Origin of the sequence: Kitasatospora sp. NPDC002040 (assembly GCF_040296785.1) — a bacterium.
Taxonomy (GTDB): Bacteria; Actinomycetota; Actinomycetes; order Streptomycetales; family Streptomycetaceae; genus Kitasatospora.
In genome coordinates this window covers 84,514-99,943 of record NZ_JBEOXV010000005.1, presented here as the reverse complement: position 1 = coordinate 99,943, position 15,430 = coordinate 84,514, and the positions used below count along the sequence as shown (strand labels likewise).

20 protein-coding genes are annotated in these 15,430 nt (G+C 74.4%); 7 read left to right on the top strand and 13 right to left on the bottom strand.

Features of this window, described 5'->3' with window-relative positions; all coding sequences use genetic code 11:
• Positions 1 to 61: 61 nt before the first annotated feature.
• On the bottom strand, positions 62 to 544 hold the full coding sequence (locus ABT118_RS15700; RefSeq protein WP_350668843.1) for a MarR family transcriptional regulator: 483 nt from the start codon (positions 542 to 544) through the stop codon (positions 62 to 64).
• Between the two features lie 101 nt (positions 545 to 645).
• Here ABT118_RS15700 and ABT118_RS15695 point away from each other — a divergent pair, with 101 nt between their 5' ends.
• Complete coding sequence (locus ABT118_RS15695) at positions 646 to 984, top strand: HGxxPAAW family protein (protein ID WP_350669209.1); 339 nt, start codon at positions 646 to 648, stop codon at positions 982 to 984.
• On the opposite strand, the gene ABT118_RS15690 is transcribed toward ABT118_RS15695, so the two are convergent.
• Complete coding sequence (locus ABT118_RS15690; protein WP_350668840.1) at positions 969 to 1,415, bottom strand: DNA-binding protein; 447 nt, start codon at positions 1,413 to 1,415, stop codon at positions 969 to 971. The two genes, ABT118_RS15695 and ABT118_RS15690, sit on opposite strands and share 16 nt — an antisense overlap.
• Positions 1,416 to 1,552: 137 nt before the next feature.
• Between ABT118_RS15690 and ABT118_RS15685 the strand changes: the two genes are divergently transcribed.
• Positions 1,553 to 2,152 (top strand): TetR family transcriptional regulator C-terminal domain-containing protein, encoded by a 600-nt coding sequence (locus tag ABT118_RS15685; RefSeq protein WP_350668839.1) that lies wholly within the window; start codon positions 1,553 to 1,555, stop codon positions 2,150 to 2,152.
• A 7-nt stretch (positions 2,153 to 2,159) separates the two neighbouring features.
• Here the strand turns inward: ABT118_RS15685 and ABT118_RS15680 are convergent, their stop codons facing one another.
• Together ABT118_RS15680 and ABT118_RS15675 are read right to left on the bottom strand one after the other, a co-directional pair.
• Entirely contained in the window at positions 2,160 to 2,489 is a 330-nt protein-coding gene (locus ABT118_RS15680) for a deoxyxylulose-5-phosphate synthase (protein WP_350668838.1), read from the bottom strand.
• Between the two features lie 89 nt (positions 2,490 to 2,578).
• Positions 2,579 to 3,997: a protein phosphatase 2C domain-containing protein gene (locus tag ABT118_RS15675; protein WP_350668837.1), complete on the bottom strand. Its 1,419-nt coding sequence runs from the start codon at positions 3,995 to 3,997 to the stop codon at positions 2,579 to 2,581.
• A gap of 293 nt (positions 3,998 to 4,290) precedes the next feature.
• Between ABT118_RS15675 and ABT118_RS15670 the strand changes: the two genes are divergently transcribed.
• From ABT118_RS15670 to ABT118_RS15660, 3 genes are all read left to right on the top strand, one after another.
• Positions 4,291 to 4,734 (top strand): hypothetical protein, encoded by a 444-nt coding sequence (locus ABT118_RS15670; RefSeq protein WP_350668836.1) that lies wholly within the window; start codon positions 4,291 to 4,293, stop codon positions 4,732 to 4,734.
• Between the two features lie 129 nt (positions 4,735 to 4,863).
• The gene (locus tag ABT118_RS15665) at positions 4,864 to 5,541 is read left to right on the top strand and encodes a thioredoxin-like domain-containing protein (RefSeq protein ID WP_350668835.1); all 678 of its coding nucleotides are present in this window, start codon (positions 4,864 to 4,866) and stop codon (positions 5,539 to 5,541) included.
• Positions 5,523 to 6,215: a DUF305 domain-containing protein gene (locus ABT118_RS15660; RefSeq protein ID WP_350668834.1), complete on the top strand. Its 693-nt coding sequence runs from the start codon at positions 5,523 to 5,525 to the stop codon at positions 6,213 to 6,215. The genes ABT118_RS15665 and ABT118_RS15660 overlap by 19 nt, the downstream gene beginning before the upstream one ends.
• An 80-nt stretch (positions 6,216 to 6,295) precedes the next feature.
• Here the strand turns inward: ABT118_RS15660 and ABT118_RS15655 are convergent, their stop codons facing one another.
• On the bottom strand, positions 6,296 to 7,747 hold the full coding sequence (locus tag ABT118_RS15655; RefSeq protein WP_350668833.1) for an MFS transporter: 1,452 nt from the start codon (positions 7,745 to 7,747) through the stop codon (positions 6,296 to 6,298).
• 135 nt (positions 7,748 to 7,882) lie between these two features.
• Here ABT118_RS15655 and ABT118_RS15650 point away from each other — a divergent pair, with 135 nt between their 5' ends.
• Positions 7,883 to 8,401: a MarR family winged helix-turn-helix transcriptional regulator gene (locus ABT118_RS15650; protein ID WP_350668831.1), complete on the top strand. Its 519-nt coding sequence runs from the start codon at positions 7,883 to 7,885 to the stop codon at positions 8,399 to 8,401.
• A gap of 41 nt (positions 8,402 to 8,442) precedes the next feature.
• On the opposite strand, the gene ABT118_RS15645 is transcribed toward ABT118_RS15650, so the two are convergent.
• Both ABT118_RS15645 and ABT118_RS15640 read right to left on the bottom strand, forming a co-directional pair.
• Positions 8,443 to 8,946: a methylated-DNA--[protein]-cysteine S-methyltransferase gene (locus ABT118_RS15645; protein WP_350668830.1), complete on the bottom strand. Its 504-nt coding sequence runs from the start codon at positions 8,944 to 8,946 to the stop codon at positions 8,443 to 8,445.
• Positions 8,943 to 10,487, bottom strand: coding sequence for a DNA-3-methyladenine glycosylase 2 family protein (locus tag ABT118_RS15640; RefSeq protein WP_350668829.1), 1,545 nt, complete (start codon positions 10,485 to 10,487; stop codon positions 8,943 to 8,945). Before ABT118_RS15640 ends, ABT118_RS15645 begins: the two co-directional genes overlap by 4 nt.
• A gap of 173 nt (positions 10,488 to 10,660) precedes the next feature.
• Here ABT118_RS15640 and ABT118_RS15635 point away from each other — a divergent pair, with 173 nt between their 5' ends.
• Positions 10,661 to 11,719, top strand: a complete 1,059-nt coding sequence (locus ABT118_RS15635) for a LacI family DNA-binding transcriptional regulator (protein ID WP_350668828.1) — start codon at positions 10,661 to 10,663, stop codon at positions 11,717 to 11,719.
• Positions 11,720 to 11,756: 37 nt separating this feature from the next.
• Here ABT118_RS15635 and ABT118_RS15630 read toward each other — a convergent pair whose 3' ends face one another.
• The 6 genes from ABT118_RS15630 to ABT118_RS15605 form a co-directional block, all read right to left on the bottom strand.
• On the bottom strand, positions 11,757 to 12,455 hold the full coding sequence (locus ABT118_RS15630; protein WP_350668827.1) for an RraA family protein: 699 nt from the start codon (positions 12,453 to 12,455) through the stop codon (positions 11,757 to 11,759).
• Positions 12,456 to 12,496: 41 nt separating this feature from the next.
• Positions 12,497 to 12,847, bottom strand: coding sequence for a hypothetical protein (locus ABT118_RS15625; protein ID WP_350668826.1), 351 nt, complete (start codon positions 12,845 to 12,847; stop codon positions 12,497 to 12,499).
• Between the two features lie 133 nt (positions 12,848 to 12,980).
• Positions 12,981 to 13,550, bottom strand: a complete 570-nt coding sequence (locus ABT118_RS15620) for an NADPH-dependent FMN reductase (RefSeq protein WP_350668825.1) — start codon at positions 13,548 to 13,550, stop codon at positions 12,981 to 12,983.
• Between the two features lie 116 nt (positions 13,551 to 13,666).
• Positions 13,667 to 13,951: a hypothetical protein gene (locus tag ABT118_RS15615; RefSeq protein ID WP_350668824.1), complete on the bottom strand. Its 285-nt coding sequence runs from the start codon at positions 13,949 to 13,951 to the stop codon at positions 13,667 to 13,669.
• 47 nt (positions 13,952 to 13,998) lie between these two features.
• A complete protein-coding gene (locus ABT118_RS15610; protein WP_350668819.1) occupies positions 13,999 to 14,670 on the bottom strand; it encodes a DUF6313 family protein in 672 nt (223 codons plus the stop codon).
• A 175-nt stretch (positions 14,671 to 14,845) separates the two neighbouring features.
• Positions 14,846 to 15,400, bottom strand: coding sequence for a hypothetical protein (locus ABT118_RS15605; RefSeq protein WP_350668815.1), 555 nt, complete (start codon positions 15,398 to 15,400; stop codon positions 14,846 to 14,848).
• Positions 15,401 to 15,430: the final 30 nt, after the last annotated feature.

The window sequence follows — 15,430 nt, the reverse complement described above, 5'->3', positions numbered from 1 at the left end:
ACGCTCTGACCAGCAAAGATGAACCCATCCAGCGCAGTGCTGCACCGACGGCGGGCCCCGTTCAGCCCTGGTTGGCCTCGCGGATCTCGTCCAGCCGAGTGCGCATCAACCCCGTGGCGCGGGTGAACCAGTCGGCCAGCACTGCGACTTCGTCGCCCGTGTAGTCGGCAAAGAGCTCGTTCATCCGGAGGTAGAACGGCTCGTAGACCGCGTAGAGCCGCACGGCGGCAGACTCGTCGGCCACGATTCTGACCCGCCGTCGGTCGGCCGGGTCGGCCTGGCGGCGGGCGTACCCCGCGCGTTCGAGGCGGTTGAGGACGCCGGTGACCGCGCCCGTCGTCAGGTTGGCCCGCTCGGCCAGCTCGCCGGCGGTGATGGGGTGCTCGCCCGCACCCAGGACGTGGCCGAGACAGGTGAGGTCGGTGACCCCCAGGCCGAGGCGCTGCGCGATGTCCTGCTGGCTGACCAGGCTGAGCGCGATCAGCTGGTCCATGGCCGCCAGGGCCTGCGCCGGGGATGCCGCCGGACGGGGCTTGCCCTCCACCTGAAATCTCCTTAGAGTCTAAGATACTTAGTACGTGAGATAAACGGCGGGCTTCCTTCCGCCTCCCCTCAGCATGACGAAGGAGTGCACCCGTGAGCGGAATGCACGGCCATCACGACATGGGCCACACCGTCGCCGGGTGGACCGGCTCCGCCCTGGTCTTCGTGGGCTTCACCACCTCGGGCGTCTCGATGTGCGCGGCCTGGGCGCCCGGCATCTGGCTCGGCGCCGCCGTGGTCCTGGGCGGCGCGCTCGCCACCTGGCTGCTGCATCTGGCGGGCTGGGGCAAGCCGAGCGGTCCGCGCCCGGCCGACCAGTGGGACTGGCGGGTCAAGGACGCCACCCATCACCCCGACTGCCTCGGCTGCCGCCTCGCGGCCCGCCCGCGCACCCTCGACGGGGCACGCCGGGAACTGACGGCGGCTCAGTCCGCGGACTGAGCGGGCGCCCGTTCAGTCAGGCGCTTGTGCCGTTGCCGGGCCGCCTGGGCCGAACCGAGGCCCAGGTTGACGGCGATCTGCTGCCAGGTCAGCCCCCGGCCCCGGGCCATCTCCAGCAGGCCGAGCTCCCACTCGTCCACCTCCGCGCGGGCCCACTGCACCAGCGTCAGCGCCGCCGCCAGATCGTCCGCGTCGACCGGCGCCGCGCCCTCCTCGGGGACGGCACCGCCACCGGCCAGCATCACCACCCGCCGCCACGCGTCCACCGGGCCGAGCGGCATCCGCTGCTCCTCCCAGCGGGCCCGGGCCTCGCCGTGGGCGTGCCGCTCGGTGATCCGTAGCAGCGCCGGGTACTGCCGCCTCCCGTGCTCCTCGGCCGCGTCGGGCACGTCGAACGGGGCGGAGAGCCGCACCTTGCTGTCCTCGCTCATGGAACCCACGCTAGGTGACCGCGCCATCCATTGACAACACTTGGTTGCAAACACTCCGTTCAACCGCTGCCGCAGCCGCCCGGCCACCGGGCCGTGAGAAGCTGGCCGGACCCATCCCTGAGCAGGAGGAACGGCAGATGGCGGAGCCACGGACGCGGCGCCCCGCGCGGCCGCGCGAGGAGGTCTTCGCCACGGCCAGGGCGGCGATCGCCGAGCACGGTCTGGCGAAGCTCACCATGGCCGGCCTGGGCAAACAGCTGCAGATGAGCGCCGGCCACCTGCTCTACTACTTCGGCAGCAAGGACCAGCTGCTGCTGGAGACGCTGCGCTGGAGCGAGGAGCAGCTCGGCGAACGGCGCCGGGCCGCGCTGGCCGACCCGGCCCTGACGGTCCGTCGGCGGCTGGCCGCGTACACGGAGCTGTACCTGCCCGAGGGGCCGGGCGATCCGCGCTGGATCCTCTGGCTGGAGGTCTGGGGCCGCTCCCCCGCGAGTGCCGAGATCCGGCAGGGGCAGCTGGAGATCGAGGCGCCCTGGCAGGCCGACCTGGTCGCGCTGATCGAGGAGGGCGTGGCGGGCGGCGAGTTCACCGCGGACGGTGCCGCCGACCGGGCCGTCCAGCTCCGCGCCCTGCTGGACGGCCTGGCCGTACCCGTCGCGATCGGCCTGCCCGGCGCGAGCCGGGACGAGGCCACCGTCCAGGTCGCCTCGGTGGCCTGGGCGCTGCTGGGCGGCTGACCGGCCGTCAGGGAAGCTCGGGCCGGGTCAGCGCGCGGGCGAACGGCTCGCCCGTCCGCCGGGCGTACGCCATCCGCTCCCGCACCTCGAACAGCGTGCGCGGGCGGTAACCCGGGCCGCCGCAGCAGCTCTTGTGGAAGTTCACGCCTGCGTTCAGCAGCACCGAGAGGGTCCGCCAGGCGGCGGTGTCCCGACGGCGCGGGGCCGCGAAGGCCGAGCCCGCGTGGATCAGCGGCTCCGCACAGCGCGGGCAGTGCCGCGCGTGGTCACCGGCCCACGGCTGCTTGTACGAGGCCCGGCAGGGCAGACAGACGTACGACGTCTTGGTGAAGGCCATGGGCCGACCGTAGCCCGGCCCGGGGGGGCGGATCGAGCGGTTTTCCCGGCCGCTCGGTCGCTCGGTCCCCTGGGCACTCAGCCACTCGGTCACTCGGTCCAGAGCGCGGCCGCGGTCCGGTCGGCGGAGTAGCCCTTGGCGCGGACCTGGATCTGCCGCAGGAAGTCGACGGTGCCGGGCGGGTGCGGGTGGGCCCAGTGGTTCGCCAGGAAGTGGGCGACGGCCGGTTCGTCGGCGAGCGGGTCGGCCAGGCCCGGGGTGCAGAGCAGCAGGATGTCGCCGGGGGTGGCCGGGACCAGCCGAAAGCGGAACGGCCGGGGTGCCGGGCCGGTGGGGCCGGGCAGTTGACCGTCGGGGTGGTGCAGCAGCCGGGCGGCGTAGGCGTCGATCCAGTGGCCGGACCGGAGCAGGTACAGCCCGCTCGGCCCCAGCCCGAAGGCGGCGCGGTGGGTGGCGGCCGGGTCGAGCGAGAGCAGCAGGCAGTGCAGGGCCGCGTCGGACGGTCCGTCAGGCGCCGCGTCCGCAGGCGCGTCCGGTGCGGAAGTCAGGGCGGAAGCCAGGGCGGAAGCCAGGGCGGAGGCCGGGGCGCGCAGCGGGGCGAACGCGCTGGTGGTGAGGCGCTGGAGCCCGTAGCGGAGCCGGTCGCGCGCGCCGTCACGAAGGTCGGCGGCGAGCTCCGCCCGGCTGCGGCCGATCGCGGCGGCGAGCTGGCGGCAGGCCTCGGCGGCGAGCGGGGACGGCGCGGCGGCGGTGGCGGAGGTGGTGGCCACCACCGCGAGCAGCAGCCCGTCCGTGCCCTCCCCGAACCGGGTGATCAGCAGCGCGTCCCGGCGCAGCTCGCCCCGGTAGCGCGCGGAGTCGCCGCGGACCGAGACCGCGCGCAGGGTCGTGGTGCCGTACTGGGCACCCTCCAGCACGGTGTCCGGGGTGAGGGCGGCGAGCCCGTCCGGATCGGCCTCGGCCACGGCGGTCGGCTCGGGGCCGTAGGTCGGCGGCCGCTCACCGACGTGGGGCACCGGCTGCTGGTCGTACGCGCGGCGGGCGGCGGGCGGCAGCGGCTCGACCGAGCTCACGGTGTCGGCGGGCACCTCGGCCGGCGCCTCCTCGACGACCGGCACCTCGGCCGGCGGTTCCGCTGCGACGGACACCTCCGCCGGCGCCTCCTCCGCGACCGGCACCTCGGCCACGGCGACCTCCGCCGTGCGCTGGGTCCCGATCATCCCGAGGGCCGAGTCGAACCACTCGTCGACCGTCAGGGCCTCGGCCTCCGCCTCGGTCATGCTCTCGGCCTCGGTCTCAGCCTCGGTTGCGGCCGGGGTCTCGGTCCCGGGCACCGCCTCGGCCGTGCGCTGGGTCCCGATCATCCCGGCCGCCGACTCGAACCAGTCGTCCACCGTCGCGTCGTCGGCCGGGGTGTCCGGCGTGTCCCGCAGGGTGGCGGCGGGGCCCGTGTAGACCTCGTGCCACCAGCCGTCGCCGCGTTGCGGTGGTGCGCCCTGGTTGCTCATCCGGCTGCTCCTCGTCCGTGTCTGCCGACTGCCGAGCGGGCCTTGACCCCGGGCTCGACGACATTGTCCCCAAGGAGAACGACCGTGTCCGCGAATCGGCGACAACCGGTCACCCCGTGGGCGCAGTGTCGCGAGCACCGGTCGGGACCGGCCGAAACCGTGCCGAACTGCACGGACTCGACATGAACGCCGGACAACGAGACCCGCAGAGGGGCTCCACCCTCACCCGTTCGGCTGATTAATATGTGCGCATGACCGCGCCGGGGAGTACCGCACCGCAGCCGGGGAGGGCCGTGACCGTCGGCCGCCCCGCCGCCGCGCTGTTGGTGCTGCTGCTGGCCGGTCTGCTGGCGGTGCTGCCGTGCGCGGGCCGCGCCCACGCCGCCACCCGCACGGCCGCTCCGGTGCCCGTGACCACGGTGACGGCCCAGCCGGACGCCGTACCGGCTGCGCTCGCGGCCGCCCACCACCGTGCGCACCAGGGGCAGGGCGCCGAACGCCCGCCGCTGATCTGGTGCACGGCGGACGGCGAGCGGCCCACCCCCGGCAGCGGCTGCTCCAGCCATCCGTACTGCGGCCAGGAGTCGCAGCTGCCGAACGCGCCACCGCAGCCCGTACCCGCGGTGCCCGCCCGCCTGATCCCGCCTCAGGCGCTGCCCGCTCCCCCGGCGCTCACGCCGCTGAGCGGGCCCGACCTGGCCCCTGACCTGCACGCGCTCCAGGTGCAGTTGAGCTGAGCGGAACCCACCGTCCGAGGAACGACCGGCGGCCGACCACCGGCCGCCGTGCCCCGGACGGCTCCGCTTCCCCCGCCAATCCGTAGACCGCCGAGCCGACACCGCCCGGCGGGGACAAGGACAACTCCCATGGGTTCCGCCTCCAAGCAGCAGCCGACCAAGCCCGCCAAGAAGTCGAACGTCCGGCCCAGCACCGCCGACCGCCGGGCCCGGATAGCCGAGCTGCGTGCCGAGGAGCAGCGCCGCGACCGCCGCAACAAGTTCATCGCGATCGGTGCCGCCAGTGTGCTGGTCGCCGCGATGATCGGTGGCGGTGCGTGGATCGCGCTCGACGCCAAGGACAAGAAGGACAAGCAGAACGCCGCCGCCAAGGCGCCGATCGACGGTGTCCAGACCTTCGACAAGCTCACCCGCAACCACGTCGCGACCAAGGTGACGTACCCGCAGACCCCGCCGGTCGGCGGCGACCACAGCCAGGTCTGGCTGAACTGCATGGGCACCGTCTACGACAAGCCGGTCGAGAACGAGAACGCGGTGCACGCGCTGGAGCACGGCGCGGTCTGGGTGACCTACAACGCCAAGGCCTCGGCGGAGGACATCACCACCCTCTCGACCAAGGTGAAGACCACCCCGTACTCCTTCATGAGCCCCTACCCGGACGAGCAGGGCGCCATCACGCTGACCGCGTGGGGCACCCAGCTGACCGTGGACAGCGCGAGCGACCCCCGGGTGGCGACCTTCTTCACCAAGTACGTGCAGGGCCCGCAGACCCAGGAGCCGGGGGCGTCGTGCAGCACCGCCCAGTAGCCCCCGAGGCCACCGAGGACGCGACCCCGGCCGCACCGGGCCGGCGGCGCCGGCTCTGGTGGCCCGCCGCGCTGGCCGCCGCCGTGGCGCTCGGCCTCGGCGTGCCCGCGCTGGTGGCCGGCGGTCCGGCCGCCAGCGGTTCGGCCGCGGCGGTGCCCGCACAGGACTCGGTGGAGGCCGGGTTCGCGCGGGACATGGCGACCCATCACCAGCAGGCCATCGACCTCTCGTTCATCGTCCGGGACCGGACCCAGGACACCGAGGTCCGCAACCTGGCCTTCGACATCATCAACACCCAGGCCAACCAGCGGGGCATGATGATGGGCTGGCTCGACCAGTGGGGCCTGACCCAGCACTCGGGGGCCACCCCGATGGCCTGGATGAAGATGGACCACCGGTACGAGCCGCACGACGGTTCGCTGATGCCCGGGATGGCCACCAACACCGAGCTGGCCAAGCTCCGTTCGCTCAGCGACCGGGAGGCCGAGGTCTACTATCTCCAGCTGATGATCGAGCACCACAAGGGCGGCGTCGAGATGGCCCAGGGCTACCTCGACCTCGGCGTGAACGCGGTCGAGAAGCGGCTCGCGCAGAGCATGGTCAACGGGCAGCGCTCGGAGATCGACCTGATCACCATGCTGCTGGAGCAGCGCGGCGCCAAGCCGCTCTCCTAGCAACCTCGTTGAAGGGCGCGGCCGGGACCACCGGTCGCGCCCTTCGGCGTTCCGCCGGTCCCCCGTCGCTGCCCCGCCGCTCAGGGGCGCGGCGCGGTGGTCCGGACCCGGCCGGCCAGGGCGGCGGCCGCGAGCGCGACCAGGGTGAGCAGCGCGAGCACCGACCGGCCGCCCGCCCCGGGCCCGGCCAGGTGGACCCCGAGCACCGGCAGGGCGGTACCGAGCGCGGTGCCGAGGCTGCGCACCATGTTGACCAGCCCGCCGCCGACGGCCGAGCTCGCGGGCGGGATGGCGCGCATCACCAGCGCGTTGTTGGCCGGCAGCAGCAGTCCGAGGCCGTACCCCGCCACCACCAGCGGGAGCACGCTCACTCCCGGGGCCGTCGGCAGCACGGTGAGCAGGCCGAGCCCGAGCGCGGCCACCAGCGCACCGCAGCGGCAACGGGCGGCGTCCGTCCAGGAGTCGGGCAGCATCCCGGTGCCGGCGGTGGCCGCCACCGCGAACGCGGCGGGCAGCGCCGTGATCACCAGCCCGGCGGTGGCCACCGGCACCCCGGCCCCGGCCAGCACCACCGGGCCGAGCACCAGCGGACAGAACAGCAGCAGGTAGCCGACCAGCGCGACCAGCAGCCCGGTCCGGATGCCCGGCGTGTTGATCAGCCCGGGCGGGATCAGCGGACGGTCGGCGCGCTGTTCCTGCCGGGCCAGCGCCAGGGCCAGCAGCACGGCGGCGAGCAGCAGTACCGCCACCGCCCAGGCGGGCAGCGGGAGTCCGGAGGCGGTGGAGAGCGCGAGCAGCAGCGCGGTCGAGCAGCCGGCCAGCAGGAGCAGCCCCGCCAGGTCGAACCGGCCGCCGTCCCCGCCCACCCGTCGGGGCCGCCCCTGCGGGTACGTGCGCGGCAGCAGGAACCACCCCGCGACGATGCCGAGCAGCCCGATCGGAACGTTGATCCAGAACACCCAGTGCCAGGAGAGGTGCTGCACCAGCAGACCGCCGAGGGTCGGCCCGAGGGCCAGGCCGAGGGCCTGGGCGGCGGCCTGAATGCCGAGCGCGGTGCGCATCGCGTGCTCCGGCACGCCCCGGGCCACCAGGGCGACGCTGTTCGCCTGCATCATCGCGCCACCGACCGCCTGCACGGCCCGGCAGGCCACCAGCGTGCCGAGGCCGCCGGCGAGTCCGGCCCCGAGCGAGGCCAGTGCGAAGACCGCGAAGCCGCCCAGGTAGACCGTCTTCCGGCCGACCAGGTCGGACAGCCGGCCGATCGGGGCCAGCAGGGCGACCAGCACCAGCAGGTACGCGAGGGCGACCCACTCGACGGCGGCGAAGTTGGCGTCGAAGGCCCGTTCCAGCTCGGGAAAGACCAGCGCGGTGATGCTCGCGGTGAGCTGGCCGAGGAACGCGCCCAGGCAGACCGTGCCGACCGCGAGCCAGTGCGCGTGCCGCCAGCCGGCCACCGAGCGCGGACGGGGGTGCTCGGCGAGCAGTCGGCTGTCGAGCAGGCTCGGTCGGCGGGTCGGGTCCACGGTGCTCACCCGAGGAATATATCTGCTACCGAGCCATTCTTCTCACGAACTGCTCGCTCTGCGATCGAATCGTTGTGAGAGGTGCTCGCGGGCAGAACTGGTCACTCTCCGAGCCATGTCCCCGCGCGCGCTACGCTGTCGCCCATGTCGTCGCAGCCCAGCCCCGATTCGCCCGCCGCCCACTCCCCCCTGGAGGAGGCCGCCGCCGTCGCCCGGGCCCAGCGGCTGACCGACGTGATCACCCGGCTGCGCCGCGCCCTGCGCAGCAGCATCCGCACCGACTACCCCTGGGAGTCGCTGCCGATGGCCCAGGTCGAGCTGCTCCAGACCCTCGCCGCCGCCCCGCTCCGGGTCGGCGAGCTGGCGGACCGTCAGCGCCTCGCCCCCAACACCGTCAGCGGCCTGGTCGGCAAGCTCCTCGAAGCCGGCTTCGTCGACCGCCAGCCCGACCCCGGCGACCGCCGCACCGCCCGGATCGCCCTCACCGCAGCCGGCCGGCAGCAACTCCACGACTGGCAGCACGCCCACGAACGCCGCCTCGCCGACGCCCTCGAAAGCCTGCCCCTCCCCGAGCGCGAGGCCGTCATGACCGCCCTCCCGGCCCTCGAACTCCTGGCCAAGGCCCTGGCCGGCGGCCCCGGCACCTCCGGCGGCTCCGAGTAGGGCAGCGCACCCGACCCAGCCCCCGGAGGGGTGAGCCTCGCTCAGAACAGCGAGCCCCGCTCCAGCGCCAGCAGGTGACGCTTGCGGTCGACCCCCGCCGCGAAGCCGGTCATCGCGCCGTTGGCGCCGAGGACCCGGTGGCAGGGGAGGACGACCAGCAGCGGGTTGGCGCCGACCGCGCCTCCCACCGCCCGGACGGCGGTGGGGGGTTGGCCCGCCATCGCGCCCAGTTCGCCGTAGGTGACGGTCGCGCCGTACGGGATGTCGGCGAGGGCGGCCCAGATCCGGCGCCGGAACTCGGTGCCGACCGGCGCCAGCGGCAGGTCGAAGGCGGTCAACTCCCCGGCGAAGTAGGCGCCGAGCTGCTCGACCACGGCCGCGAACGCCTCCGGGTCGTGCAGCCAGCCGTCGGCGGGTTCGTCCCGGGCGCCCTTCTGGCCGGGCGCGGTGACGGACTGCAGCGCGAGCGAACCGTCCGGCTCCAGGGTGCCGCTGAGCAGCAGCCGGCCGAGCGGGCTCTCCATCGTCGTGAACACCGTGGTCATGCCTGCTCTCCTCCTGATGCGTCGTCAATCCCCGGCGCCGGTACGGGAGTCAGTGACGCCCACAGCCGGTGCACCGCGTACGAGCGCCACGGCGCCCAGGCCGCGGCCGCCGTCGCGGCCGTCTTCGGATCGCCCGGGTGGCCCAGCCGCTGCAGGCCGTGCTTCACGCCGATGTCGGTGGGCAGGAAGACGTCCGGATCGGCCAGCGCGCGCATCCGCAGGTAGCCCACGGTCCACGGCCCGATCCCCGGCAGCGCCAGCAACTGGGCCGCTGCGGCCTCGCGGTCCGCACCGCCGTCCAGTCGGACGCTGCCGTCGGCCAGCGCCGCGCAGACTCCGCGCAGGGCGCGCCGCCGGGAGTCCGGCATGGCCAGGTCGGCCGAGTCGGCCTCGGCCAGGGCCCCGGCGGTCGGGAACAGCAGCCGCAGGCCACCGCTCGCCTCGGGCAGCGGGACGCCGTACCGCTCGGCCAGCCGGGCGGCGAGGGTGCGGGCGGCCGCGACGGTGATCTGCTGGCCCAGGACGGCCCGGACCGCCAGCTCGTGCGGGTCGACGTGCCCCGGGGAGCGCACGCCTGGGCGGGACCGGACCAGTGCGCCGAGCAGCGGGTCGGCGCCGAGCTGGCCGTCCACCGCGTCCGGGTCGGCGTCCAGGTCGAACAGTGCGCGCAGCCGGTGCACGGCGGTGGTCAGGTCCCGCAGGTCGGTGAGCTGGAGCCGGCAGTCCAGCCAGCCCCGGTTCACCGGGTCGCCGGGGGCCAGGCCGTCCACCTCGGCGACGGCGTGGCCGTACGGGAGCGCGAGGGTGCGGCGGTAGATGCGGACCCCGGCACGGGCGCCGGGCACCACCTCCTCCACGCCGGGGACCGCGCGGAGCGCGAGGAAGTCCAGCAGGTGCTCGCTGTCGAACGCACCCCGGTACGCCAGCCGCAGGCCGATCGATCCGGGGGTCGCGGTGCCCTTGCGGTGGCCGTTGCTCTCGGCCCGCAGGCCGCTCGGCGTGCGGTCGTAGACCTCGCGGACGGTGTCGTTGAACTGCCGCACCGAGGCGAACCCGGCGGCGAACGCGATCTCGGTGACCGGGAGCTCGGTGGTCTGGAGCAGCAGCCGGGCGGTCTGCGCACGCTGCGCCCGGGCCAGCGCGATCGGCCCGGCGCCGAGCTCGGCGGTCAGCTGGCGCTGCAACTGGCGCGAGCTGTACCCGAGGCGCTCGGCCAGGCCGGCCACGCCCTCGCGGTCCACCACGCCGTCCCCGATCAGCCGCATCGCCCGGCCGACCAGGTCGGCCCGGTGGTTCCACTCCGGCGAGCCGGGCACCGAGTCCGGGCGGCAGCGGCGGCAGGCGCGGTAGCCCGCGCCCTGGGCAGCGGCGGCGGTCGGGTAGAAGGTGCAGTTGACCCGCTTGGGGGTCACGGCGGGGCAGCTCGGGCGGCAGTAGATGCCGGTGCTGCTGACGGCCGTGAAGAACACTCCGTCGAAGCGGGCGTCTCGGCTGTCCACCGCCCGGTACCTGGTGTCGTCGTCGGTCAGGGTCTCGGTCACGCCTTCCAGTCTGCGGCACTCCGGGGTGCCCGACTGGCGGAAATCCGACACCCAGGTCGGAGCCGGGCCCCCGGGCAGCAGGATCTCTGGGAGCGCTCTCAAGCCGCCGCCTCCACCCGATAAGCTCTGCACAGACAGATCCCCAGCCCGCCCCCAAGTCCGAGGAGTCCGCAGTGGCCCAGCCGCAGCCCGAGACCCAGCCGGCCGGCGCCCTCCCCCGTCCCACCCTGGAGTCCGTCGCCGAACTGGCCGGGGTGTCCCGGGCCACCGCGTCCCGGGTGGTCAACGGCGGCACGGGCGTGCGGGAGGTGCTCCGGGAGAAGGTGCAGCGCGCGGTCGACGAACTCGGCTACTCCCCCAACCTCGCCGCCCGCACCCTGGTCACCCGGCGGAACCAGGCCGTGGCCGTGGTGGTGGCCGAACCGGAGAGCCGGATCTTCTCCGACCCCTTCTTCGCCCAGCACCTGCGCGGCATCAGCCGGGAGCTCGCCGCAGCCGACAACCAGATGCTGCTGCTGCTGATCGAGGACGAGCGCGACTACGAGCGGGTCGGCCGCTACCTGGCCGGGGGCCACGTCGACGGCGCCCTGCTGTTCTCGCTGCACCAGAGCGACCCGCTCCCCGAGATGGCCCGCCGGGTCAACCTCCCCACCGTGATCGGCGGCCGCCCCGGCTGGCCCGGCGCGGAGTCCGACCGCGAGCTGGTCTACGTCGACAGCGACAACCGCGGCGGCGCCCGGATGGCCGTCCAGCACCTGCGCTCGCTCGGCCGCACCCGGATCGCCACCATCACCGGACCGCTCGACCAGACCTCCTCGCTCGACCGGCTCGACGGCTACCGCGACCTGCTCCCCGACGGCGACCCGACCCTGATCGCCGAGGGCGACTTCACCCCCGACGGCGGCAGCCGCGCGATGACCGAACTCCTCGCCCGCAGACCCGACCTGGACGCGGTCTTCGCCGCCTCCGACGCGATGGCCTCCGGCGCCCTGCGGGTCCTGCGCGCCCACGGCCGCCGCGTCCCCGAGGACGTCGCCGTGATCGGCTTCGACGACGTCGAGTCCATCGCCGCCTGGACCGACCCCCCGCTCACCACCATCCGCCAGGACATCGAGGAGATGGGCCGCCTGATGGCCCGCCTCCTGCTCCGCCGCCTCGCCACCCCCGCCCAGCCCCTCGCCCCCACCTCGGTCATCACCCCGACCCGCCTGGTCCGCCGCGAGTCCGCCTGACCGTGCCCCGGGCCGCCGGTCGGCCACGGCAGGGGGTTCACACCTCGATCGCGCCGCCGATCTGCTGCAGGTGCTGCCGGAAGGTGTAGGCCGGGTCGGCGGCGCGGCGGGCCAGGTAGTCGTCGAAGGCGGTCTGGCGGCGGAGGGTCTGCCCCGCCCTGATCCGGTCCGCCTGGGTCCGTTCGGTGGCGTGGATCGCGGCTGCCGCGGTGAGCACGTCGGCGGCTCGGTCGGCGGGCACGAACAGCAGGCCGTCCTGGTCGCCGAACGCCACGTCCTCGGCCGTCACGGTGTGCGGGCCGAACCGCGCGCTCGCCAGCGCGTCGGGCCCCCGCTCGTCCAGCCGGACCGGACCGGCCGGGCAGGCCCCGTAGCTGAAGACCGGGAGGCCGATCTCGACCAGTTCGGGGGTGTCCCGGTGCAGACCCCAGATCACCACGCCGGACAGCCCGGAGACCCCCGCCTCCAGCACCGCCAGATCGCCGGCGCAGGCCTCGTCCGTCCGCCCGCCGTTGTCGATCACCAGCACGTCGCCGGGCCCGGCCGTCCCGAACGCCTCCAGGAACACGTCGACGCTGCCGTAGTGCCGGACCGGCAGCACCCGGCCTGCCACCCGCTGCCCGGGCACCACCGCCGCGATCCCGGGCGGTGCCAGCCGCAGCGGCACCCCGAGCCGGAGGCAGGCGTCGGCGACGAGCGGCGTGGACAGCGGGGCGAAGAGCTCACGATGCGTCATGTCCGCACTGTGCCACAGCCGTCGGCGCCGCTCGGCGGAATTCATCGAGGGGCAACGACCGGACGCGGCACCCGGGTGCCGAGGGTCGCGAGGCCGAACAGCACACCGCCCGTCAGGAACCACGGCTCGTACAGGAAGGTGGCGAAGCGCTCCAGGCCGGTCAGCCCGCCGGCCGTCCGGGTGCCGAGCGCGAGGGCGGCCACGTCGATGACCAGCAGGGGCAGGTTGTCGCGCAGCGACAGCCCGGCCGGGAGGCCGGTCCGGCCGCCGAGCAGCCAGTACAGGTGGACCAGCGCGAACGCCAACCCCCAGCCGGCCGCGCCGTAGGAACCAGCCCTGGCCCAGCGGGAGTTGGCGTTCCGGTGGGCGAGGTACCGCGTGCTCGTCGTCATGCGGACCACGATGCCCGCAGCGGCACGGGCCCGACCTCGTCCCGGCGGACCGTCCGCCTCCCTCCCCGAGGGGACACCGGGGTCCACCCGGGGAGGAGTCGACGGCGGGTCGGCCCGGCCACGAACCGCCCGGCTAGGCCTGCGGCAGGACGGTCAGCACCCGTTCCACGAAGGTCTTGAAGTCGGCCATGAAGTCGCTGAGGAACTGCTGCGTGGCCGGGTCGGTCACCTCGCCGTCCTCGCCGAACATGCCCGGCACGAACTGGATGTACGCCTCCGGGGCGGACATCTGCGGCGCGTTGCAGAAGCTCAGTGCCGACCGCAGGCTCTGCTGCGCCACGGCCGTGCCGATCTTGCCGGGCGAGGTGCCGATCACGGCCGAGGGCTTGTGGGTGAAGGAGTTGGTCCCCCAGGGGCGGCTGGCCCAGTCGATCGCGTTCTTCAGCGCGCCGGGGATGCCCCGGTTGTACTCGGGTGTGACGAACAGCAGCGCCTGCGAGGCGGCGATCGCCTCCTTGAGCGCCCGGCCCTCCGGCGGGTAGTCGGCGTCGAAGTCGTGGTTGTAGAGCGGCAGGTCCTTGATCGGGATCTCCCGGAACTCCAGCTCCGCCGGCGCCAGCCGGATCAGCGCCCGGGACAGCACCCGGTTGATCGACTTCTGGGACAGACTGCCGACGAAGTAGCCGACCTGATACGTAGTCACACGAATCCCCTTCCGGAAGGCCCCCGGAGCATCGTGCCCCAGCCCGGCCCGCCCCGGCGACCGGGCTCACCCGGGCTCACCCGCGCGGAGCAACGTGCGCGGGCACGGACAGCGCGTCAGTCGCCCCGGCCCCGGCGGCCGGGCAGCCGCCAGGTGCGCCGCTCGGCGGGGGCCGGGGCGATTTCCGGGCCGACCAGCTGGATGCCGCCCGCCGACTCGACCACCTCGCCGAGGTCCTCGGCGAGCAGCAAGGCCAGGGCCGCGTCCAGGTCGTACCCGACGCCTTCGCCGCCCCAGCGGACCAGCAGGGCGGCGCCCGCGTCCAGACCGGCCTCGGTGGCGTCGGGGTAGGCGAGCCGCAGGACGGCCCGGGCGATCTCGGTGGCACTGCGTGCGCGCATTCCGCGCTCCCCCTCGGGTCGGACGGACAGGCTGTACGGGCGTCGGGCTACGGACGGCGGCGGCAGACCACGCAGGTGCCGGCCAGCGCACCCAGCCAGAGCTGGGCCCGGGACAGGCTCTCGGCCAGCCGGAGCGAGTCGGTGCGGTCCAGGTCGGCGAACTCGGCGGTGCACATCACGTCCCGGACCACGATCTCCCAGTGGTCCTGCGCCGTCCGCCAGTCGTTGTGGTGGGCCAGCCGGACGAAGGCGTCGAGGAACTGGCCGTCGGGCGTGGGGAATCCGGCTCCGAGGTCGGTGATGAGCCTCGGCGGGCGCAGCCGGTCCGCCAGCGTCCGGCGCCGGAACAGCGCGGTGGTCGACACGGCCTTGACGCTGGTGATCCGGGTGGCGATCACATGACCGGCCAGGCCACCGATGATGGCGGGCACCAGCAGCCAGCCGACCAGCGAGACCGGCCAGGCGGATCTCCCGTCCGGCGGCGTCATCATCGTCGCCGCGTTGTAGGTCTTCGACCAGCCGAGCCGGTGCACCGCGACCAGGACGTAGCCCGTCCCGAGCACCAGTACCTGGGGGACGCCCCAGTCGATCACCCACTGGGTCAGCCCGGAGAGCGCCTTGCGCGAGCGCAGTGCGCGGCGCAGCCGGGCCCGGGCGGACCGGGTGGCCGGGGGCGCCAACGCCGGTGGCAGTGGGGGAATCTGGGGATGACCGTACAACTCGCGCCCGCTCCTTCGTCCACCTTCGTCCGCCTTCGTGCACCAGCCCGGAACCGCTCCCGCAGCCGGTTCTGACGGTCACTCAAGCAGACCGGGGCCGGGGCGGGGCGAGCGGCCGGGCAGCTGCAACAGACCCGTTACCGCGCCCCGGTCCGGGGTCGCGCCGGTGCGGGCGTCAGCCCGGCGACGGCGTTGCGGAGGTGGCGCTCGGGGGTGCCTGGTCGGGCCACGACGGGTTGACCTCCGACAGGTAGACGGTGTCCGAGGCCAGGTCGAGGCAGAGCGTGATCCGGTCGGCGTCCGCGGCGGGCACCAGGCGCTTGCGCAGCTCCGGGCCCGTGACCCAGTGCGCCCCGGGCGGGAGGGCCTCGGTGATCCCGGCCGGGACGGCCAGGTGCCCGGTCCCGGCCGGGGGTGCCGTCGGCTCCAGCGGCAGGCCCGCCGTCAGGGTGGCTGCGGTGCCGGGCGGGAGCCGGAGCAGCGCGTGCAGGAAGAAGTCCGTCGGGCCCGGGATCGACCGGTCCGGCAGGTCGTCGTTGGACGACTTCATCTGCCACAGTGCCCAGTCGATCCGGCCCAGCCCGGGCAGCCAGCCGGACAGTTCGACGATGCTGCTGTGGAGGGGCACGTCCAGCTTGGCCGGCCCGGGCTCGGGCTCGGCAGTGCACCCCGCCCCGACCAGGGCGAACACCAGCGCCAGCGCGGCCGGCAGAGTCCTGGCACGAGCCATTTCGGTCCCCCTCGCTCGACTGACCGTCAT